Genomic DNA, 20,285 nt, shown 5'->3' with positions numbered 1-20,285 from the left:
GGGGCTGTCGGGATATGTCCGGGCGCGCTTCGGAGCGCCGCTCGGCTCAGGCAAGCACCGAACGGGGTCGAGTGCAACTCACAGTTGGGCCAAATGTGCTTGTGGCGGGACGGGATCTGCGCACGGCCTGCCGATTGGGCATCGCGGCCATTGCCGGTGCAGGATCGACTTGGGGGTGCCGCACCGATCCGCTACATAAGCCGAAAGCCGCGACCAAAACGGGGGACGGGTGCAGGTGCTGCTGGGACTGGATATTGGCACATCGGCGGTGAAGGCCGCGCTTGTGCGCGACGGAGTGCTGATCGAAACGGCAAGCGCGGAGCTGACGGTCTTGTCGCCGCGGCCCGGCTGGTCCGAGCAACGCGCCGACCAGTGGTGGGACGGCGTGCGCGCGGCGCTGGGCAAGCTGCAGACGCCGCTGGGCGATGTGCGCGGCATCGGGCTGTCGGGACAGATGCACGCCGCGCTGGTGCTGGACAGCGACCGCGAGCCGATCCGCCCGGCGATGTTGTGGAACGACAACCGCGCCACCGCCGAAAGCGTGGCGCTGGCGCGCGCGGTTCCCGATATCGGCCAGATCGCGGGTGTGCCGCCGCTGCCGGGATTGACGGCGCCGAAGCTGGCTTGGCTGGCCGCCCACGCGCCCGAAGACCACGCGCGGATCGCGCATGTGCTGCTGGCCAAGGACTTCATCGCCCTGCAACTGACGGGCGAGATCGGCACCGACATGTCCGACGCGGCAGGAACGCTGCTGCTGGACCAGGCCGCGCGCGCATGGTCGACCGAGATCGCCGCGGCCGTGCAGGTCGATCCCGCCTGGCTGCCGCCCTTGCACGAGGCGACCGAGGTGATCGGCCACGTCACCGCATCCTGCGCCGATGCGACGGGCCTGCCGAAGGGCTGCCCCGTGGTCATGGGCGGCGGCGACACGGCGGTGGGCGCGGTGGCGGTGGGCGTGACCGAGCCGGGCCGTGGCGCGATCTCGATGGGCACGTCGGGCCAGATCTTCGTGGCCACCGACCGCTACCGCCCCAATCCCGACGCCTTCCTGCACGCCTTCGCCCACGCGCTGCCCGCGCGGTGGTTCCAGATGGCGGCCATGCTGAACGGCGCGCGGCCGCTGGCGTGGATGGCCGCCAAGATGGGCCTTCAGGTCGGCGCGATGCTGGAGCTTGCCGCGCGGGCCGACCTGGACCGGATCCCCACCTTCCTGCCCTACCTGACCGGCGAGCGCAGCCCCCATGGCGACCCGCATATCCGCGCGGCCTTCTACGGCATGGACGACGCGACCACGCAGGGCGAGCTGGCCCGCGCGGTGGTCGAGGCGGTGGCGTTCAGCTTCGCCGACGGCGCTGCCAGCTTCGGCGCCGGGCTCGACGACGTGCCGCACCTGCTGGCGCTGGGCGGCGGCGCGCGCAGCGACATGCTGCTGCAGACCATCGCCGACGCCACGGGCGTGACGCTGGGCCGCGCGCTCGACGCCGCCGCCGGTCCCGCCATGGGTGCGGCGCGGCTGGCCGGGGTCGGGGCGGGCGCGCTGTCGCTGTCGGACCTGGCCCAGCAGCCCGACGTGGCGGATTGGTTCGAGCCCGCGCCGACGCCCGACCCGCGGCTTCGCGCAAGGCTCGATCGCTACCGCGCGCTCTACGCCGCTTTGAAGCCCCTCGCGCGGGTTTCAGCCGACGGGTAGCGCCCGGGCCAGCATCGCGTCGTAGAACGGCATCGCCCGCGCGGCGAGATCGGCGTGGGGTCCGTCGAGCATCGGCAAGTCGCCCTCGGGCGCGGCAAAACCGGTGCTGGCATGGACTGCGTCGTACCAATGGGCGGCCCAGACGCCGTCTTCCGCGCGTCCGCCCGGTGGCCAGCGCAGCATCGCCGGATCGAAGCCGATCCCCAACGCCTCGCAGGCCGCCGTCAGCGCGGCGCGCGGGTCGGCCCGGATCGTGACGCTGTCCAGCACCGGCCCGCCGAAGCGCGCGTGAAGCTCGGCCTGCCGCCCGTAGCCCAGGTCATCGAGACAAGGCAGCGCGCGCTTGGCCGCGTAGCTGGCGATGACGCGCGCCGGATGGCGGATCAGGAACAGGTGCCGCGCGCCCGCCGCCCAGTCCAGCGGGAAACCGGGCAGCATGTGGTGGCACATGTGCTTTTGGTACCAGAGCGGCCGGTCGCTATCGGCCGCGCAGGCGCGCGCGACGGCCGCCGGATCGGTGGGCTGGGACGCCAGCACTGCGTCGCGCATCGGGTGGTCGTCGCCGGTGGCGGCAAGGAAGGCGGCGTAGAACGGCTCGTCGCTGACGCGGCAATCGGGCCGCGCGCCGAAGGCATACATCATCGCCGTCGACAGGTTGCGCGGCCCGGACCAGCCGATGATCCTCATGGCGTGACCAAGGCCTTGTAGAGCGCGCGCAGCCGCTGGGTCACCGGCCCCATCCGCCCGTCGCCGATCTGCCGGCCGTCGATCTCGCTGACCGGGGTCTGCGCGCCGAAGGTGCCGGTCAGGAACGCCTCGTCCGCGCCGTAGGTGTCGACTAGGCTGAAATTGCGCTCGAAGACCGGGATATCGTTCGCGCGGCAGAGGTCGATCACCTTTTGCCGGGTGATCCCGTTCATGCAGTAGTCGCCGGTCGAGGTCCAAACCGCGCCCTTGCGCACGATGAAGAAGTTGCAGGCATTGGTGGTGTTCACGAAGCCGTGGATGTCCAGCATCAGCGCCTCGTCCGCGCCCGCCTTCTCGGCGGCGATGCAGGCGAGGATGCAGTTCAGCTTGGAATGGGAATTGAGCTTCGGGTCCTGCGTCATCGGCAGCCCGCGCAGATGCGGCACCGTGGCCAGCCGGACGGGGCGCGCGATCTTCGGCGTCGAGTGCTCCATGATGATGACAATCGTCGGTCCCTGCCGACTGAGTGCCGGGTGCTGGAACGGCCGCGTCTTGACCCCGCGCGTCACCATCAGCCGCGCGTGGGCGTCGGTGGTCATGTCGTTGGCCGCGCGCGTCTGCTCCAGCGCCGCGACGACGCCCGCGCGGTCCAGCCCGATATCCAGGTCGATGGCCTTGGCGGCTTCGAACAGGCGGTCCATGTGCTCGTCCAGGAAGGACCAGCGGCCGTCGTAAAGGCGCAAGCCCTCCCACACGCCGTCGCCCAGCATGAAGCCGCTGTCATAGACGCTGACGGTCGCCTCGGCCTTCGGCACCACGCGCCCGTTCACCCAGATCATCAGGGTCTCGTTGCGGATATCCTCTTCCGAGGCGTGGGTGATCTGGCGGTCGGCCATGGGGGTTCCTTCGCGTTTTCCCATGCCTAGGCGGAAGCGCGCGGTCGCTCAAGCGGGGTCGCGCGGGCGGGTGAAATCTGGCATGTGCTTGCGGAAAGGGGGGGGAGCCATGCCGTCACATTGCCGCATCGCCGTGGCCGGGCTGGGCCTTGTGGGCCGCCGCCACGCCGACCGCATCGCCGCCATGCCGGGTGTGACGCTGGCGGGCGTCGCTGATCCGTCCGATCGCGCCCGGGTCGACGCCGGCGCCATGGGCCGCGCGTGGTACCCGGCGCTGGACGCGCTGCTGGACGCCGAGGCGCCCGACGGCGTCATCATCGCCAGTCCCACGACCCTGCATGTCGAACAGGCCGCGCTGTGCATCGAGCGGGGCGTGCCCGTGCTGATCGAGAAGCCGATCGGCGTGTCGGTGGCCGAAACCGCGCCGCTGGTGGCCCGGGCCGAGGCGGCGGGCGTGCCGATCCTGACCGGCCACCACCGGCGGCACAACCCGCTGATCCACGCCGCCCGCGATGTCATTGCGCAAGGCAAGCTGGGCCGGATCCGCGCGGTGCAGGCGACCTGCTGGTTCTACAAGCCCGATGCTTATTTCGCCGAAGCCCCCTGGCGGACGCAGAAAGGCGCGGGCCCGATCTCGGTCAACCTGGCCCATGACATCGACCTGCTGCGCCACCTCTGCGGCGAGATCGCTTGCGTCACCGCCTCCGCCACCCCGTCCATCCGCGGCGCGCAGAACGAGGACGTGGCGGCCGCGCTGCTGGAATTCGCGTCCGGCGCCATCGGCACGATCTCGGTCAGCGACGGCGCGGTGTCGCCCTGGAGCTGGGAGCTCACATCGGCCGAATACCCCGTCTATCCGGTCACGCAGGAAAGCTGCTACCAGATCGCGGGCACCGAAGGCGCGCTGTCGATCCCCGATTTGCGGCTCTGGACCCACGAGGGCGCGCCAGACTGGTGGACGCCGATCCGCGCCACGTCTCTGATCCGGGGCGCGTCCGATCCGCTGGTCAACCAGATCGCCCATTTTGCCGACGTGATCGCGGGCCGCGCGGCGCCGTTGGTGTCGGGCCGCGAGGGGCTGCGGACCTTGCAGGTGATCGAGGCGATTCAGCGGGCGGCGGCGACACGCGAAAGGGTGGCCATCACGCCTGCCTGATGCGCCCGCACCTTGACTTTTTGCGAATGACTTGCATCTAGAAGGGAGCGCGTTCCGCGCCCCAGGTGTGCCCCCATGACTTTCCGATCGCTGCTTCTTGCCCTTCTTCTTCTGCCCGGCGCCGCCCTGGCCCAGGACAAGCTGAAGGTCGTCACCACCTTCACCGTGCTGGCCGACATGGCAGCCAATGTCGCGGGCGATGCGGCCGAGGTCGTGTCGATCACCAAGCCCGGCGCCGAGATCCACGGTTACGAGCCCACACCCCAGGACATCGTGCGCGCTTACGATGCCGACCTGATCCTGTGGAACGGCCTGAACCTGGAATTGTGGTTCGAGCAGTTCCTGTCCAACCTAAGCGACGTGCCGTCGGTGACTCTCAGCGACGGGATCGAGCCGATCTCGATCACCTCCGGCAGCTACCAGGGCAAGGCCAACCCGCACGCCTGGATGGGCCTCGATAACGCGCTGATCTATATCGACAACATCGCCGCCGCCCTGTCGGAGCACGATCCCGGCAACAGGCCGGTCTACGAGGCCAATGCCACCGCCTACAAGCAAGAGCTGCGCGCGACGATCGAACCCTTTCGCGATGCCATCGCCGCCATCCCCGAAGACCGGCGCTGGCTGGTCACCTGCGAAGGCGCGTTCAGCTACCTGGCCCGCGATTTCGGGCTGAAGGAGCTGTATCTCTGGCCCATGAACGCCGACCAGGTGGGCACACCGCAGCAGGTGCGCAGCGTCATCGACGGGGTGCGCGACAACGACATCCCGGTGGTGTTCTGCGAAAGCACCGTCAACACCGCGCCTGCCCAGCAGGTCGCCCGCGAGACCGGCGCGCGTTACGGGGGCGAGCTTTACGTGGACTCGCTCAGCGAAGCGGACGGACCGGTGCCCACCTATCTCGACCTCTTGCGCGTCACGTCGCAGACCGTCGCGGACGGGCTGACGGAAGCGGCAGGATGAAGGATACCGGCGACACCATCGGCTTGGCCGCCAACGACGTGACGGTGACCTACCGCAACGGCCACACCGCGCTGTGGGATGCCAGCTTCGACATCCCGCGCGGCACGATCACCGGCCTGGTGGGCGTGAACGGCGCGGGCAAATCCACGCTGTTCAAGGCGATCATGGGCTTCGTGCCGCTGGCGCGGGGCGGCATCCGCATCCTGGGCCGATCGGTGAAAGAGGCATTGGCCGCCAACCTGGTGTCTTACGTGCCGCAATCCGAAGAGGTCGATTGGAGCTTCCCGGTCCTGGTCGAGGACGTGGTGATGATGGGCCGCTACGGCCACATGGGGTTCCTGCGCCGTGCCGGTGCCGCAGACCGCGCGGCGGTCGACCGCGCGCTGGACCGCGTCAGCATGACCCAGTTCCGCCACCGCCAGATCGGCGAGTTGTCGGGCGGCCAGCGCAAGCGCGTCTTCCTGGCCCGCGCGCTGGCCCAGGACGGGCAGGTGATTTTGCTGGACGAGCCCTTCACCGGTGTCGACGTGAAGACGGAAGACCAGATCGTCGCGCTGCTGCGCGAGTTGCGGGACGAGGGCCGCGTGATGCTGGTCTCGACCCATAACCTTGGATCCGTGCCCGAGTTCTGCGACCGCACCGTGCTGGTCAAGGGCACAGTTCTGGCCCATGGGCCGACCGAGACGACCTTCACCCGCGAGAACCTGGAAAAGGCCTTCGGCGGCGTGCTGCGCCATTTCACCCTCGGCGGCGCGGACTTGCATGCCGACCACGACGACGACGACCGCCAGATCAGCATCTACACCGACGACGAACGCCCCCTCGTGCGCTACGGCAACCGCACCCGCACCGTGACCGAGCGCGAATGATCCTGCTGGAACCCTTCAGCTACGGCTACATGACCAACGCCATGTGGGTGTCGGCGCTGGTGGGCGGGGTCTGCGCGTTCCTGTCTGCCTACCTCATGCTGAAGGGCTGGAGCCTGATCGGCGACGCCCTGTCCCATTCGGTCGTGCCGGGCGTCGCGGGGGCCTACATCCTGGGCTTGCCCTTCGCGCTGGGGGCCTTCATCGCGGGCGCGCTGGCGGCGGGCGCGATGCTGTTCCTGTCGGAACGCTCGGGGCTGAAGGTGGATGTCATCATCGGCCTGATCTTCACGTCGTTCTTCGGGCTGGGCCTGTTCATGGTGTCGGTGAACCCCATGGCGGTGTCGATCCAGACCATCACCATGGGCAATATCCTGGCCATCACCCCCGAGGACACGCTGCAACTGGTGCTGATCGGGGTGGTGTCGCTGGCGATCCTGCTGGCCAAGTGGCGCGACCTGATGGTGACGTTCTTCGACGAAAACCACGCCCGCACCATCGGCCTGCGCCCCGGCCTGCTGAAGGCGGTGTTTTTCGTGCTGCTGTCGGCGTCGGTTGTCGCCGCGATGCAGACGGTGGGCGCGTTCCTGGTCATCGCCATGGTCGTGACGCCGGGGGCTACGGCCTACCTGCTCTGCGACCGGTTCCCGCGGCTCATCGCCGTGTCGGTGGCCATCGGCGCCACGACCAGCTTCACCGGCGCGTATCTCAGCTATTTCCTGAACGGGGCCACGGGCGGCGTGATCGTGATGCTGCAGACGCTGATCTTCCTGGCGGCCTTCGTCTTCGCGCCGAAGCACGGCCTGCTGGCCGCCAAGCGCAAGGCCCGCCGCGCGTTGGAGCCGCGCTGATGGACACGCTCACGCTGCCGTTCCAGTTCGCCTTCATGCAGAACGCCTTCCTGATCTCGATGCTGGTGTCGGTGCCCACGGCGCTGCTGTCGTGTTTCCTGGTGATGAAGGGCTGGGCGCTGATGGGCGACGCGGTCAGCCACGCGGTGCTGCCGGGCATCGTGCTGGCCTATATCCTGGGCATCCCGCTGATTATCGGCGCCTTCGCCGCCGGGATGCTGTGCGCCACCGCCACCGGCTACCTGGCGGGCAACAGCCGGGTGAAGCAGGATACGATCATGGGGGTCGTGTTCTCGGGCATGTTCGGACTTGGGATCGTGCTTTACGTGTCGATCGAGACGGACGCCCATCTCGATCACATCCTGTTCGGCAACATGCTGGGCGTCGAGCCGCACGAGCTTTGGACCGCCGGGCTGATCTCGGCGGGGGTCGCGTTGCTGCTGGGGCTGAAATGGCGCGACTTCCTGCTGCACAGTTTCGATCCGGCGCAGGCGCAGGCCAGCGGGCTGCCGACGCGGTGGCTGCATTACGGGCTGCTGGCGGCCCTTTCGCTGACCATCGTGGCCACGCTGTCGGCGGCGGGCCTGATCCTGGCCATCGGCCTGCTGATCGCGCCGGGCGCCATCGCGTTCCTGCTGGTGCGGCGCTTTTCGACCATGCTGTGGGTGGCGGTCGCGGTCTGCATGGCGTCGATGCTGACCGGCACGTATTTGAGCTTCTTTCTGGACAGCGCGCCCGCGCCGACCATCGTGCTTGTCCTGAGCGCGCTTTTCCTGCTGGCCTTCGCCTATCGGCAGATGCGGACCCGCGGCGCGTCCCGGCGGCTCAGAGCGACGCCGTGATCCCGCCATCCACGAACAGCGTCGTGCCATTGACGAAGCTCGACGCCTCGGACGACAGGAAGATCGCCGCGCCGACCAGCTCGTCCACCTTGCCCCAGCGGCCCGCGGGCGTGCGCTTTTCCAGCCACGCGGTGAAGTCCGGATCGTCCACCAACGCCTGGTTCAGCGGCGTCTCGAAATAGCCCGGCGCCAGCCCGTTGCATTGCAACCCGTGCTTCGCCCAATCCGTCGCCATTCCCTTGGTCAGGTTCGCCACCGCGCCCTTTGTGGCGGTGTAGGGTGCGATGCCGGGCCGGGCCAGCGCCGTCTGGACCGAGCAGATGTTCACGATCTTGCCCGCCCCGCGCCCGATCATGTGGCGCGCGCAGGCCTGGCCCACGTGGAAGACGCTGGCGATGTTGGTCTGCAGCAGCCGCTCGAACCCGTCGGCGGGGAAGTCTTCCAGCGGCGCGCGCTGCTGCATCCCGGCATTGTTGACCAGGATGTCGATGGGGCCGGTGGCGTCCTCGAACCCGTCGATCGCCGCGCGCACCGCATCGTGGTCGGTCACGTCGAAGGCCAGTTCGTATATTGTGGCGCCCGCTTTGCGCAACGTATCGGCGGCTTTCGCCAGCTTGTCGGCATCGCGCCCGTTGACCACGATCTCGGCCCCGGCGGCGGCCAGCCCGTGTGCCAGCGCGTGGCCGATCCCCTGGGACGAGCCGGTGATCAGCGCGCGTTTGCCGGTCAGATCGAACAGCTGGATGGACATGGCGCGCTCCCCTCATTTGGCTGGCCGAGCGTTCTTGGCCGCGCGTCCGAAGTCAACCGCGCATCTGGACACCGGTCCCGGCGCGGTATCTGCTGGGCGCAGTCGCAACCGGAGGTCCGCCCATGAAATCCATCGTCATCCACGACGCGAAGGATCTGCGGATCGAGGATCGCGCCGAGGACGCTCCGGGCCCCGGGCAGGTTCAGATCCGGTTGGCGCGGGGCGGCATCTGCGGCTCGGACCTGCATTACTACAACCACGGCGGCTTCGGCACGGTGCGGCTGAAAGAGCCGATGATCCTGGGCCACGAGGTGTCGGGCCATGTCAGTGCGCTGGGCGACGGGGTCACGGGGCTGCGTGAAGGGCAGCTTGTCGCCGTCTCGCCCTCGCGGCCCTGCGGGCAATGTCAGTTTTGCAACAACGCGATGTTCAATCACTGCCTGAACATGCGATTCTACGGCTCGGCCATGCCTTTTCCCCACATTCAAGGCGCATTCCGCGAAGTCCTTGTCGCCGAGGCGTGGCAATGCGCCCCCGCCGATGGTCTGAGCGCGGGCGAAGCGGCGATGGCCGAGCCGCTGGGGGTCACGCTGCACGCCGCCCGGCAGGCCGGTCCGTTGTTGGGCAAGTCGGTGCTGGTGACCGGCTGCGGTCCCATCGGGATCCTGTGCATCCTGGCGGCGCGACGGGCCGGGGCGGACCTGGTGGTCGCCACCGATCTGAGCGACTTCCCGCTGGAGATGGCGCGCAAGGCGGGCGCCGATCTGACCGTGGCAGCCACTGAAGGCAGTCTTTCCGACTTCGAGGCGGATAAAGGAAAGTTCGATGTCCTGTTCGAATGCTCCGGCGCCGCCGCGGCCCTGTCGGCGGCGGTCCCGGCGATGCGGCCCGGGGCGACCATCGTTCAGCTGGGCCTCGGCGGCGACATGACGTTGCCGGTGCAGGCGATGACCGCCAAGGAGCTGGTGCTGAAGGGCAGTTTCCGCTTTCACGGCGAGTTCTTCACCGGCGTCAGCCTGATGCGCAAGGGGCTGATCGACGTGCGCCCCTACATCACCCGGACCTTCCCGCTGGACGACGCGATCCCGGCGTTCCAAGCGGCGGGCGACCGCAGCCGCGCGATCAAGACGCAGATAAGCTTCGCCGACGCCTGATCCGTGTCGCCCGCGGTGGCATATCTAATCCTCATGGCGTTGTCGCTTCCTGGAAGATGGAGCGGGCGCGGGCGTCTTCCATCCAGATCCTGAGCCGGTCGCTTGGCGGCAGACGGGGGGACGCGGTGTCGACCCGGTTCGCCGTCCGCCCCCCGTTTCGACATAGTGCCCGATCCGACGAGGGTGCCAGCGGCAAGGTCGCGGGTGTTGGCGCCGTGGGCGATCAGGGTCGGGAAGCCGAAGGTCGTGTCGATCCCGGCATTGGCCCGCCCGAAGGCCGCGCTCAGGCGGCGATGTCCAGACCGTGCGCGCGGGCGCTTTCCACCAATGCCTTCAGCAGCGCGCCGTGTTCGGGGTGATCCGGGCCCAGGTCGCGCTGCTGCCAGAAATCGTCCACCACGTCGAAAAGCTGCGTCTCGCCGTTCTCGTACCGGATGAAGCGATAGCGCCCCTTGCGGATGCTGACCCCATCGTTCGAGAACGTGGGCACCACCCGGTCGGGATCGCGCGCGCCGTCGAGCAGCGGCACCAGCGAACGTCCCACCCAATCGTCGCGCGGATCCAGCCCCACATGGTCCAGTACTGTCGGGCCGAGATCCAGCAGCGACACCGGATCGTCCACCGTTTGCGCCTGCCTGCGCGCGGGATCCCAGATCACGAATGGGACGCCCGCGACCTGCTCGAACAGGGTGAACTTGGAAAAGCGGTTGCGGTCGCCCAGGTGAAAGCCGTGATCGGCGACCAGGACCACGAGCGTGTTTTCGGCGTGGGGCGAGGCCATGAGCGCGTCCCACACCCGGCCCAGGTGATGATCCCCGTGGCTCAGGGCCGAGAAATAGTTGCGCACCGATTGCCGCCACCAGGTGAGCTTGCCCGCCTCCAGCCGGTCGTTGGGCGGGACGCGGTCGCGGATGAAGGGCTCGTCGGGGAAGCCGTCCTTCCAGCATTCGGGCGGCTTGAACGCGTTGACGTCATACATCTCCTTGAAGCGCGCGGGCGTGTATTGCGGCCCATGGGGGCTGTAGAACCCCACCTCGCGGTAGAAGGGCGCGTCGCCGTCGTAGGTCTGAAGGAACTCGATCGCCGACTCCGCCACCTGATGATCGTAATAGGTGTCGTCATCCTTCGGATCGGTCGTGCCCCAGCCGCCGCGATGACCGCCAAACTTCTTTTTCTCAAGCCCCGGCGGCATGTGCATGTCGTCGGTGAAACGCTTTTGGTTGTCGTCGTAGATATCCTTGTGGAACCGCCTGCGCAGCGGCTTGTAGCGGTGATGCAGCTTGCCGCCGGACGAGCAGTAATAGCCCGCATCCCTCAGCCGGACCGACCACATCTCGGTGGCGGGAAGCACGTCGAAGACATCGGCGGTGTTGTCGTAGATGCCCAATTGCGGCGGCGCTTTTGCCGACATGAAGCTGGCCCGCGACGGCCCGCAGATGGGCGCCTGGCAATAGGCCGCGTCGAAGACCGTAGCCTCGGCGCAGATGCGGTCCAGGTTCGGAACCTGCAATTCGGCCCCGAACATTGTGCGGTAGTGCCGCCACGACACCGCGTCGTCCAGGCTGACCAGCAGGACATTTTTCTTCTGGGTGCTCATGGGGTTGCCTCGCTGGTGTGACTGCCATCGGGGCCCGGCCTGAGCAGGGGATGCGGCGTCTTGCGCCCGAGTGTGAAAGAAGTCGCGCGCGCTGACCAGTCCGAAACGCGCCCGTCCCCGGTGACGCAGGCGATCTGCGATGCTAGGAAAACATCCGCCACGTTCGGAGACCCTGCCATGCACCCCAATTGCTGCGGCGCCACCCGGGACAGTGCCGCGGATGCGCGTTGGATGGACGCGGCGCTGGCCGTGCCCGTGGCCGACGCGGCGACGCGGGCGGCGTTGCGGGCGGCGCTGGTCCCCTTGCCGGGCGGGTTCTTCGACATGGGCGCGCGCAGGTCCCGTTTTCCCGGCGATTTCGATGCACCCCGGCGCAAGGTGCGCCTGTCGCCCTTTGCCATCGCGCCGGTAGCCGTGACCAACGCCGACTGGGCGCGCTTCGCCGCGGCGACGGGCTACGCGACCGTGGCCGAGGTCGAGGGCTGGTCGTCGGTCTTCCACATGCTGCTGCCCGATGCCGATCGCTGGACCGATCATCCGCCCGGTTTGCCGTGGTGGCGGCGCGTCGACGGTGCGTGCTGGTCCGCGCCCGAAGGGCCGGGAAGCGATGTCGCCGCGCGCGGCGATCATCCGGTCGTCCATGTCAGCTGGTTCGACGCGCTGGCCTATTGCACCTGGGCGGGCCTGCGCCTTGCCACCGAGGCCGAGTGGGAATTCGCGGCGCGCGGCGGGCTGCGCCACGCGAAGTTCCCCTGGGGCAATGCGCGCGAGCCGGACGGAAGACACGCGATGAATGTCTGGCAGGGCCGCTTCCCGGTCGAGAATACCGCCGCGGACGGGTTCATCGGCACCGCGCCCGTGCGGGCCTTCGCGCCCAACGGCTACGGGCTGTGGAATACCTGCGGCAATGTCTGGGAATGGGTGTGGGATTGGTACCGCGCGGCACCGCCGACCCCCGGGCTGGCGCGCGACCCGACCGGTCCCGCGTCGGGCGACGCCCGGATCCAGCGCGGCGGCTCATACCTGTGCCACGACAGCTATTGCGACCGCTACCAGGTCCACTCACGAACCCGCAACACGCCCGACAGCTCGACCGGGAACGCGGGTTTCCGGGTGGCCCATGCGCCCGCGGAGTGATCGGGGCAGCGTGACGAAGATCACCGCGCAACCGCCGATGCCCGATGCCGACATCGTCCGGGCCATGCCCGATACGGTTGTCGTGACCCTGACCTCGCCGCTTTTCGAGGCATCGGCCACGATGTCCACGGGCGTGTCCGGCGGCACATTGGCCGACAGCAGGCGTTCCGAGATTTCGCCCACGGCCGAGGCGCCCATGTAGATGGCCAGCGTGGTGCCCGGCTGGACGTGGCGTTCCAGGTCGGGGATCGATCCGTCCTTTTGCGACCTGGCCGTCGCCAGGACGACCGTGTCGGTCTCGCCGCGTTTGGTGAGCGGCCGGTCGAGACGCGCGGCAGCGGCGCAGGCCGCGGTCACGCCGGGCACGATTTCCGTGGCGATACCAGCGACGGCGGCGGCGCGAAGTTCCTCGTCCAGGCGCCCGAAGATGCCCGGATCGCCCGATTTCAGGCGCACGACGCGGCGGCCCTTGCGGGCCTCGGCCACGACGGCGGCGTCGATGCGCTCTTGCGGCCAGGCATGCGCCCCGACGACCTTGCCGACGAAAACCCGATCGGCGTCGCGGCGGGCGAGTTCCAGCACCTCGGGCTCCACCAGGCGGTCGTAGAAAACCACGTCCGCTTCCTGCAGGCGCTGCACGGCGCGCAGGGTCAGAAGATCGCGCGCGCCCGGCCCGGCACCCACATAGGCGATCGAGCCAATCGTCGTCGTCGCGGGCGCGCCGCCAGCCGCCACCGCATCCTTGATAAGGCGCGCGGCGTCACGCTCGGCCCCGCGGGTCCAGCTGTCGCGGGGCGCATCGGCGAAGACCCACCGCCAGAATTCGCGGCGCCCTTCGCGCGGGACCCGCGCGGCGACGGCGCTGCGCAGGCGGCCCGCCAGCGCGGCCAGGCCACCGAGGTTGGGGATCAGCATCTGTTCGATCTCGGTCTTGATCTGGCGGCCCAGGACGGGGGCCGTGCCTTCCGTTCCGATGGCGACGACCACGGGGTCGCGGTCGACGATGGACGGCGTGGTCAGGTCGCACAAATCGGGTTGGTCGACCACGTTGACCGGGCACCGCGCCGCCGTGACCAGCGCGTGCACCGCCGCATCGAGGCCCGGACAGCCGGTGGCGACGAAGGTCATGGCGGCGCCTTCGAAAAGCGCCGACGTGAGCGGACCGGCAATTTGTTCGGCCCGACCCGAGGCGACCAGGGTGGACAGCTCGGCGTCCAGTTCGGGCGAGACGAGGACCAGGTGCGCGTCGGTCTTCAGGATCAGGCGGGCCTTCTGCGCCGCCTGCTCGCCGCCGCCGACGATCAGGACGCGGCGTCCGGTCGTGCGGATGAACATCGGAAAGCTTTTCATCGGGCGTCTCCTTCAGGCGGCGATGGTGCGGGCGCGCGCGGTCCACAGATCGCGCGCAAGCAGGTCGGCGTCGGGCAGACCCGCGGTGTCGAGCGCCAGCGCGGCGGTCGACAGGACGACGGCTTCGGCGAACGGATCGTGCCGCTCGCCGCGCCAGACCTGGCCCAGCAGCGCGGGGTCGCGGGGGCCTTCGGACAGGCGCCGGTGCCCGCCGATGCTCAGGCCCGTCAGCCCGCTCCAGCGGTGCCCGTCGCGCAGGCCGAACGTCTCGATATTCTTGGCCGGATGATGCTCGAACTCGCCGCCACCGCCCTTCAGCACGGTCAACCGGTCCAGCCCCAGCAGCCGACCGGCATCGGCCTGCAATTCGCGGTAGGGCGGGTGAAAGACGCCCTGCACGGCGGCGGGCGCCGTGCCGGGGTTCAGCATCCGGCACACGGTGTTGATGCAGGACCGCAGCCCCAGCGTGTCGCGCAGACCGAGCAGCGCCCGAAGCGGGGGCGACAGGATCTCGAGCGGCAGATAGGCGATCCCGTCGGATCCCAGCGCCGCGCCCGCGGTACGAATGCTGTCCGCGGCACGAAGTCCGATCACGGGCAGCGCGGCGCGCAGGTCCGCCCCGTGCCCCTGATGCGCATTCCAGCCGTGCAAAAGCACCGGCACGCCCGCATCGGCCACCAGTCGCGCCGACAGCAGGAACCATGGCAGCCCGCGCGTGCGCCCGGCGGCGTAGCTGGGCCAATCCAGCGCGGGGCGGGGTCCGGTCCAGTCTGGCAGGGCATTGCGGGCGGCGGCGGCGAACCCGGCGATTTCGTCGGCCGTCTCGCCCTTCATGCGCAGAAGCATCAGGATCGCGCCTACCGCTTCGGGGGCCGCGTCCGCCGCCAGCATGGCCGTCATCGCCGCGGCGGCCTCGTCCCGGGTGAAACCGCGGGCGCGACCCTGTCCGCGCGCCAGGATCTGGACGTAGGGCGCAAGGCTCATTCCGCGGCCTCGGCCACGCGCGCGCCGACCAGCAGCGCCGCGATCTCGGACCGGCACGAGCCGCAATTCGTGCCCGCGGACAGGGCCGCACCGACCGCGTCGACGCTCATCAGGCCATCGGACTCGATCGCCGACAGGATCGTGTTCACGCCGACACCGAAGCACGAACACAGGATCGGGCCCGGATCGGGCCGGTCGGCGGGTGCGCGGCCCGTCAGAACGTCTTCCTGGGGCAGTTCCGACAGGTAGTCGCGCATCACCGCCACGGGCTGCGGCGACACGAACAGGGCCGCCACCAGTCGCGCGCCGTCCCGGAAGGCTAGGCGCGCCACGCCGCGTCCCGGATCGCTCAGCATCTGGATCTCGGCCCGCGGCAGGTCGAACAGCGCACGCGCGGTCGATTCCCAGTCTTCGGGGATCTCGCGGCCCGCCAGTTCCAGCCGCCACCCGGCATCGGTGCGGGCCAGGGCCCAGTAATCGGCGACGGGGGTGACGGGACGGGACGACACCGCGAACCCGTACCACGCCGCGCCGAAGGGCCGGGCCGCGCAGACCGATGCCTTGCTTTCGGGCTGGCCCGAAACCGGGTCGGTCATCGCCGCGACCAGCGCGTCGATGCGCCCGGTGGGGGCCGTCTCGGCGGTCCAGTGGATCGGGGCAAAGAGCGTGCCGGGCTGACCGGCGTCGGTGATTGTGGCGCGTAGAACCGAACGGCCCGACGGCGAGGTCAGTTCGACCAGCGTATCGGGCGCGATGCCGAAGGCGGTGGCGTCCTTGGGATGGATCTCGACGAAAGGCTCGGCCATGTGGGCCGACAGGCGGGGCGACGTTCCGGTGCGGGTCATCGTGTGCCAATGGTCGCGCACCCGGCCGGTGTTCAGGCGCAAGGGAAAGCGCCGTCCCGTATCGGCGACCGGCGCATGCCAGGTGACGGGCACCATGCGCATCCGGCCGTTTTCGTGGAAGGACAGTCCGTCCGCGAAGAAACGTCCGCCGCGCCGGGCGGCGACGGGCCAGCGCGTCGGCGGCAGCGCGGCGTAAGCGGTATCGGACAGGTCCGACAGCGCGGAAATGTCGAAGTCGCGTCCGAAGCTGCCGGCGATACCCGACAGGGCGGCGTGTTCGCGGAAGATCTCGGCGGGCGTGTCGTAGTCGAACGCGCGCCCGAACCCCATGCGCCGGGCCACCTGGGCGATGTGCCACCAGTCGGGCCGCGCGTCGCCGGGCGCGGCCAGGACCGCCCGCTGGCGCGAGATGGTGCGGTCCGAATTGGTGACGGTGCCGTCCTTTTCCGCCCAGGCGCTGGCGGGCAACAGGACATCGGCCAGCCGCGCGGTGTCGGTGGCGGCGGTGATGTCCGAGACGACCGTGAAGTCGCACGCCGCGATGGCGTCGCGCACCGCGTCGGCCTCGGGCAGGGTCACGGCGGGATTGGTATGCATGATCCACAGCGCCTTGATCCGGCCCTTGGCGACGGCGCGGAACATATCGACGGCCTTCAGGCCCGGCGCGTCTGGGATGCGCGGCGCGTCCCAGAACTCGCGCAGGGCGGATCTGTGGGCCGCGTTTTCGAGATCCAGGTGACAGGCCAGCGTGTTGGCCAGCCCGCCGACCTCGCGCCCGCCCATGGCGTTGGGCTGGCCTGTGACGCTGAAGGGTCCCATGCCGGGCTTGCCGATGCGGCCCGTGGCGATGTGGCAGTTGAGGATGGCGTTGACCTTGTCGGTGCCCGCGCTGGACTGGTTGACGCCCTGGCTGAAGACGGTGACCACCCGCTCGGTCCTGACCCAGAGACGGCAGAATTCGGTGATGAGCTCGGGGGCCAGGCCGGTGGGGCCCGTTCCGCCGGAACGCGCCGCCAGGAGGGCCGCGTCGAAGCCGTCCACGTGGGCGATGTAGCCGCGGTCGAGCGCGTCGCCCTGGTGGATTGCCACCAGAAGCCGGTTGAACAGCGCCACGTCCGACCCGAGCGCCAGCGGAAGATGCAGGTCCGCGCCGTCGCAGGTCGCGGTGCGGCGCGGGTCGATCACCACGATCTTCGTGCCGCGCGCGGCTTTCGCGGCAAGCACGCGCTGGTGCAGGATCGGATGGCACCACGCCAGGTTCGAGCCGACCAGCACCACCAGGTCGGCCTGGTCGAGATCGTCATAGGTTCCGGGCACGGTATCGGTGCCGAAGGCGCGTTTGTGGCCCGCCACGGTCGAGGCCATGCAAAGCCTTGAATTGGTGTCGATATTCGCGGTGCCGACGAAGCCCTTCATGAACTTGTTGGCGACGTAGTAATCTTCGGTCAGCATCTGGCCGGACGCGTAGAAGGCGACGCTGTCGGGTCCGTGCCGCTCGACCGTGCGCGCGAACCGGTCGGCCACGTGGTCGAGGGCGCTGTCCCAGTCGGTGTCCCGACCGCCCATGCGGGGGACCAGAAGACGGCCTTCCCGACCCACGGTCTGGCCCAGGGCGGAGCCCTTGGAGCACAGCCGCCCGCGGTTTGCCGGGTGGTCCGGATCGCCTGTCACCGTCAGACCGCCTGCGCTGTCCCGGGCCAGCAGAACGCCGCATCCGACCCCGCAATAGGGACAGGTGGAGCGCACCGTGCTCACGCGGCGGACCGTTTGCCGACGGCATCGCCGTCGATCAGGATGCGCCCGGCCTCGATACGGACGGGATAGGTGGCGATCCGCCCCTCGTCCGCGCCCTGGGCTTCGCCGGTTTCCAGTGACCAGACCCAGTTGTGAAGCGGGCACGTCACCCGGCGGCCGTGGACGATGCCTTCGCTGAGCGGCCCGCCCTTGTGCGCGCAGGTGTTCGTCGTGGCGTAAACCTCGGCCTCGTCGGTGCGAAACAGGGCGATGCACCCGACTTCGGCCTTGACCACGCGCGCGCCGCGCACGGGGATATCGTCCAGGGCGCCGATGTCGATCCAGCTCATTCCGCGGCCTCCAGGGTCAGGTCTGCGATGGGGGCGAAGGCGCGGGCTTTCTCGCGCATGGCAAGCTCGGCCCAGGGATCGGTCTGATAGATCGTCTGGCTCAGGTCGAACCGTTCGACCAGGGCCGTGCGTTCGGCGGCGTCGCCCAAGGTCTGCTGCACCCAGTCGAGCCCGACCTTGGCGAGCCACTTGTAGGGGCGGTCCAGGTACTTGGCGTGTTCGCGGTAAAGCTGGACGAAAGCCACGGTCCATTCCACCGCCGCGTCCTCGGTCGCGACCTTCACCAGCGGCTGGACCTCTTTCACGTCCATTCCCGCGGCACCGCCGACCCCGATCTCGTAGCCGCTGTCGACGCAGACGATGCCCACGTCCTTGCACGTCGCCTCGGCGCAGTTGCGCGGGCAGCCCGACACCGCCAGCTTCACCTTGTGCGGCGTCCACGAGCCCCACAGCCGCTTTTCCAGCCGGATGCCCAGGCCGGTGCTGTCCTGCGTGCCGAAGCGGCAGTGATCGGTGCCCACGCAGGTTTTCACCGTGCGCAGACCCTTGGAATAGGCGTGGCCCGACACCAGCCCGGCGGCGTTCAGATCGGCCCACATGGCGGGCAGATCCTCGCCCTTCACGCCCAAAAGGTCGATCCGTTGACCGCCCGTGACCTTGACCGTGGGCACGTCGTACTTGTCGGCGGCGTCGGCGATGGCGCGCAGCTCGGCCGCCGTGGTGATCCCGCCCCACATGCGCGGCACGACCGAGAACGTGCCGTCCTTCTGGATGTTGGCGTGCTTGCGCTCGTTGACAAATCGGCTTTGCGGGTCGTCCTGGTAGTCCAGCGGCCAGTCGGCCAGCAGGTAGAAATTCACCGCCGGGCGGCAGACATGGCAGCCGTTGGGCGTGGACCAGCCCAGCTCTTGCCAGACCGCGGGCTGGGATTTGAGCTCGCGCGCCTTGATGAGGCGGCGCACGTCCTCGTGGCTGAGGTCGGTGCAGCCGCAGACCGGTTGCGCAGTGGGCATCTGGAACGCGTCGCCCAGCGTGGCGGCCAGCACCTGTTCCACCAGCCCCGTGCAGGTCCCGCAGGACGCGCTGGCCTTGGTGGTCGCGCGCACGGCGCCCAGATCGGTGGCACCCCCTTCGATGGCGGTGACGATCTGGCCCTTGCAGACGCCGTTGCAGCCGCAGATCTCTGCGTCAGCCGGCAAGGCTGCAACGGCGGCCAAAGGGTCCGCGGTGGCGCCCCCCTGGTAGGCGGGCCCGAAGATCAGCGTCTCGCGCATCTCCGCGATGTCGGTGCCGTCCTTGATGAGCCCGAAGAACCAGTTGCCGTCGGCCGTGTCGCCATACATCACCGCGCCGACAAGCGTGTCGTCCTCGACCACCAGCCGCTTGTAGATGCCGCGCGCGGGATCGCGATAGACGATGTCCTCGCGTCCCGGCCCGTCGGCGAAGTCGCCCGCGCTGAAGAGATCGCAGCCCGTGACCTTCAGCTTGGTCGACAGCTGCTTGGGGGTGAACGCCGCATCCTGCCCGAGCAGGGTCGCCGCCAGCACCTTGGCCTGATCGTAAAGCGGCGCGACGAGTCCGAAAAGCTGGCCCGCGAATTCGATGCACTCGCCCACGGCGAAGATCGACGGGTCCGAGGTGCGCATCTGGGCGTCCACCTCGATCGCCTTGTTCACCGCCAACCCGGACTGCTTTGCCAGCGCGACCGAGGGACGGATGCCCACGGCCATGACGACCAGGTCGGCGGGCAGGATCGTGCCGTCTTCGAGCTCCACCGCCTCGACCGCGCCGTCGCCGCGGATGCACTTGGTCGCGGCCTGCGTCATCACCGTGATGCCGCGCCGTTCCAGATCGGCCCGCAGCAGGTAGCCTGCGGCGGGGTCCAGCTGACGCTCCATCAGGTGACCCGCTAGGTGCAGGACCGTGACCTCGAGTCCGCGCATCCTGAGCCCCGCGGCGGCTTCCAGCCCCAGCAGACCGCCGCCGATCACGACCGCGCGCGATCCCGGCGCGGTGTCGATCATCCGGTTGGTGTCGTCGAGATCGCGATAGGCGATCACGCCGTCCAGATCGTGGCCGGGGCAGGGCACGATGAACGCGTCCGACCCGGTGGCAAGCACCAGCCGGTCATACGGCACCTCGCCCTTGGCACCGACGACGACATTTCGGTCCCGGTCGATCGACTCGACCCGCTCGCCGAACCGGCAGGTGACACCGTGTCGGGCGTACCAGGCGTCGTCGTGGGTCACGATCTCGGCGTAGCTCTTTTCGCCCGACAGAACCGGCGACAGCATGATGCGGTTGTAGTTGCCGCGCGGCTCGGCGTTGAACAGGGTGACCGCATAGGCGTTCGGATCGGCCTCGACGAGATGTTCCAGCAGGCGGCCCGAGGCCATGCCCGCGCCGATAACGACAAGTCTTTCCATCACGCG

The 20,285-nt window shown here is 69.2% G+C and carries 17 protein-coding genes; 8 read left to right on the top strand and 9 right to left on the bottom strand.

Translation table 11 applies throughout. The annotated features are described in order from the left end of the window. The first annotated feature begins 235 nt into the window (after positions 1 to 235). Entirely contained in the window at positions 236 to 1,690 is a 1,455-nt protein-coding gene (gene xylB, locus ILP92_RS13460; RefSeq protein ID WP_198916934.1) for a xylulokinase, read from the top strand. Here xylB and ILP92_RS13455 read toward each other — a convergent pair. Together ILP92_RS13455 and ILP92_RS13450 are read right to left on the bottom strand one after the other, a co-directional pair. Then, positions 1,676 to 2,377, bottom strand: a complete 702-nt coding sequence (locus ILP92_RS13455; protein ID WP_198916933.1) for a sulfotransferase-like domain-containing protein — start codon at positions 2,375 to 2,377, stop codon at positions 1,676 to 1,678. The genes xylB and ILP92_RS13455 overlap by 15 nt on opposite strands. Further along, the gene (locus ILP92_RS13450; RefSeq protein ID WP_198916932.1) at positions 2,374 to 3,273 is read right to left on the bottom strand and encodes a D-amino acid aminotransferase; all 900 of its coding nucleotides are present in this window, start codon (positions 3,271 to 3,273) and stop codon (positions 2,374 to 2,376) included. Before ILP92_RS13450 ends, ILP92_RS13455 begins: the two co-directional genes overlap by 4 nt. 109 nt (positions 3,274 to 3,382) lie before the next feature. Here ILP92_RS13450 and ILP92_RS13445 point away from each other — a divergent pair, with 109 nt between their 5' ends. From ILP92_RS13445 to ILP92_RS13425, 5 genes are all read left to right on the top strand, one after another. After that, positions 3,383 to 4,429: a Gfo/Idh/MocA family protein gene (locus tag ILP92_RS13445; protein ID WP_198916931.1), complete on the top strand. Its 1,047-nt coding sequence runs from the start codon at positions 3,383 to 3,385 to the stop codon at positions 4,427 to 4,429. A 75-nt stretch (positions 4,430 to 4,504) separates the two neighbouring features. Beyond that, positions 4,505 to 5,392 (top strand): metal ABC transporter substrate-binding protein, encoded by an 888-nt coding sequence (locus ILP92_RS13440; protein ID WP_198916930.1) that lies wholly within the window; start codon positions 4,505 to 4,507, stop codon positions 5,390 to 5,392. Next, positions 5,389 to 6,261, top strand: coding sequence for a manganese/iron ABC transporter ATP-binding protein (locus tag ILP92_RS13435; RefSeq protein WP_198916929.1), 873 nt, complete (start codon positions 5,389 to 5,391; stop codon positions 6,259 to 6,261). Before ILP92_RS13440 ends, ILP92_RS13435 begins: the two co-directional genes overlap by 4 nt. Continuing rightward, on the top strand, positions 6,258 to 7,109 hold the full coding sequence (locus tag ILP92_RS13430; protein WP_198916928.1) for a metal ABC transporter permease: 852 nt from the start codon (positions 6,258 to 6,260) through the stop codon (positions 7,107 to 7,109). The genes ILP92_RS13435 and ILP92_RS13430 overlap by 4 nt, the downstream gene beginning before the upstream one ends. Beyond that, positions 7,106 to 7,951, top strand: coding sequence for a metal ABC transporter permease (locus ILP92_RS13425; protein ID WP_304623299.1), 846 nt, complete (start codon positions 7,106 to 7,108; stop codon positions 7,949 to 7,951). Before ILP92_RS13430 ends, ILP92_RS13425 begins: the two co-directional genes overlap by 4 nt. Here the strand turns inward: ILP92_RS13425 and ILP92_RS13420 are convergent. Further along, complete coding sequence (locus ILP92_RS13420; protein ID WP_198916926.1) at positions 7,935 to 8,702, bottom strand: SDR family oxidoreductase; 768 nt, start codon at positions 8,700 to 8,702, stop codon at positions 7,935 to 7,937. The genes ILP92_RS13425 and ILP92_RS13420 overlap by 17 nt on opposite strands. Before the next feature lie 122 nt (positions 8,703 to 8,824). On the opposite strand from ILP92_RS13420, the gene ILP92_RS13415 reads away from it, so the two are divergent. Next, positions 8,825 to 9,856 (top strand): L-idonate 5-dehydrogenase, encoded by a 1,032-nt coding sequence (locus ILP92_RS13415; protein WP_198916925.1) that lies wholly within the window; start codon positions 8,825 to 8,827, stop codon positions 9,854 to 9,856. Positions 9,857 to 10,139: 283 nt separating this feature from the next. On the opposite strand, the gene ILP92_RS13410 is transcribed toward ILP92_RS13415, so the two are convergent. Further along, complete coding sequence (locus ILP92_RS13410; RefSeq protein ID WP_198916924.1) at positions 10,140 to 11,453, bottom strand: sulfatase-like hydrolase/transferase; 1,314 nt, start codon at positions 11,451 to 11,453, stop codon at positions 10,140 to 10,142. A gap of 177 nt (positions 11,454 to 11,630) precedes the next feature. Here ILP92_RS13410 and ILP92_RS13405 point away from each other — a divergent pair, with 177 nt between their 5' ends. Then, entirely contained in the window at positions 11,631 to 12,590 is a 960-nt protein-coding gene (locus tag ILP92_RS13405) for a formylglycine-generating enzyme family protein (protein ID WP_198916923.1), read from the top strand. Here the strand turns inward: ILP92_RS13405 and cysG are convergent. From cysG to nirB, 5 genes are read right to left on the bottom strand one after another with little or no spacing between them, the layout of a single operon-like run. Next, positions 12,516 to 13,940 carry a siroheme synthase CysG gene (cysG, locus tag ILP92_RS13400; RefSeq protein WP_198916922.1) on the bottom strand — a complete coding sequence of 475 codons (1,425 nt, stop codon included), beginning with the start codon at positions 13,938 to 13,940 and terminating at the stop codon, positions 12,516 to 12,518. The genes ILP92_RS13405 and cysG overlap by 75 nt on opposite strands. Before the next feature lie 12 nt (positions 13,941 to 13,952). Then, positions 13,953 to 14,924: a glycosyl transferase family protein gene (locus tag ILP92_RS13395; protein WP_198916921.1), complete on the bottom strand. Its 972-nt coding sequence runs from the start codon at positions 14,922 to 14,924 to the stop codon at positions 13,953 to 13,955. Continuing rightward, on the bottom strand, positions 14,921 to 17,524 hold the full coding sequence (locus ILP92_RS13390; RefSeq protein ID WP_198916920.1) for a molybdopterin-dependent oxidoreductase: 2,604 nt from the start codon (positions 17,522 to 17,524) through the stop codon (positions 14,921 to 14,923). The genes ILP92_RS13395 and ILP92_RS13390 overlap by 4 nt, the downstream gene beginning before the upstream one ends. Beyond that, entirely contained in the window at positions 17,521 to 17,853 is a 333-nt protein-coding gene (gene nirD, locus ILP92_RS13385) for a nitrite reductase small subunit NirD (RefSeq protein WP_198916919.1), read from the bottom strand. The genes ILP92_RS13390 and nirD overlap by 4 nt, the downstream gene beginning before the upstream one ends. Continuing rightward, the gene (gene nirB, locus ILP92_RS13380) at positions 17,850 to 20,279 is read right to left on the bottom strand and encodes a nitrite reductase large subunit NirB (protein WP_198916918.1); all 2,430 of its coding nucleotides are present in this window, start codon (positions 20,277 to 20,279) and stop codon (positions 17,850 to 17,852) included. The genes nirD and nirB overlap by 4 nt, the downstream gene beginning before the upstream one ends. Positions 20,280 to 20,285: the final 6 nt, after the last annotated feature.

Source organism: Palleronia pontilimi (genome assembly GCF_016412875.1).
GTDB lineage: Bacteria > Pseudomonadota > Alphaproteobacteria > Rhodobacterales > Rhodobacteraceae > Palleronia > Palleronia pontilimi.
Note: the sequence above shows the minus strand (reverse complement) of the source record. Positions and strands in the feature narration are given on the sequence as shown.

Bases quoted from the DNA above. Each gene is read 5' to 3' on its own strand.
- ILP92_RS13440 (WP_198916930.1), top strand. From the start codon at position 4,505: ATGACTTTCCGATCGCTGCTTCTTGCCCTTCTTCTTCTGCCCGGCGCC.
- ILP92_RS13450 (WP_198916932.1), bottom strand. From the start codon at position 3,273: ATGGCCGACCGCCAGATCACCCACGCCTCGGAAGAGGATATCCGCAAC.
- ILP92_RS13395 (WP_198916921.1), bottom strand. From the start codon at position 14,924: ATGAGCCTTGCGCCCTACGTCCAGATCCTGGCGCGCGGACAGGGTCGC.
- cysG (WP_198916922.1), bottom strand. From the start codon at position 13,940: ATGAAAAGCTTTCCGATGTTCATCCGCACGACCGGACGCCGCGTCCTG.
- ILP92_RS13435 (WP_198916929.1), top strand. From the start codon at position 5,389: ATGAAGGATACCGGCGACACCATCGGCTTGGCCGCCAACGACGTGACG.
- ILP92_RS13405 (WP_198916923.1), top strand. From the start codon at position 11,631: ATGCACCCCAATTGCTGCGGCGCCACCCGGGACAGTGCCGCGGATGCG.
- ILP92_RS13445 (WP_198916931.1), top strand. From the start codon at position 3,383: ATGCCGTCACATTGCCGCATCGCCGTGGCCGGGCTGGGCCTTGTGGGC.
- ILP92_RS13410 (WP_198916924.1), bottom strand. From the start codon at position 11,453: ATGAGCACCCAGAAGAAAAATGTCCTGCTGGTCAGCCTGGACGACGCG.
- ILP92_RS13420 (WP_198916926.1), bottom strand. From the start codon at position 8,702: ATGTCCATCCAGCTGTTCGATCTGACCGGCAAACGCGCGCTGATCACC.
- nirD (WP_198916919.1), bottom strand. From the start codon at position 17,853: ATGAGCTGGATCGACATCGGCGCCCTGGACGATATCCCCGTGCGCGGC.
- nirB (WP_198916918.1), bottom strand. From the start codon at position 20,279: ATGGAAAGACTTGTCGTTATCGGCGCGGGCATGGCCTCGGGCCGCCTG.
- ILP92_RS13455 (WP_198916933.1), bottom strand. From the start codon at position 2,377: ATGAGGATCATCGGCTGGTCCGGGCCGCGCAACCTGTCGACGGCGATG.
- ILP92_RS13430 (WP_198916928.1), top strand. From the start codon at position 6,258: ATGATCCTGCTGGAACCCTTCAGCTACGGCTACATGACCAACGCCATG.
- ILP92_RS13415 (WP_198916925.1), top strand. From the start codon at position 8,825: ATGAAATCCATCGTCATCCACGACGCGAAGGATCTGCGGATCGAGGAT.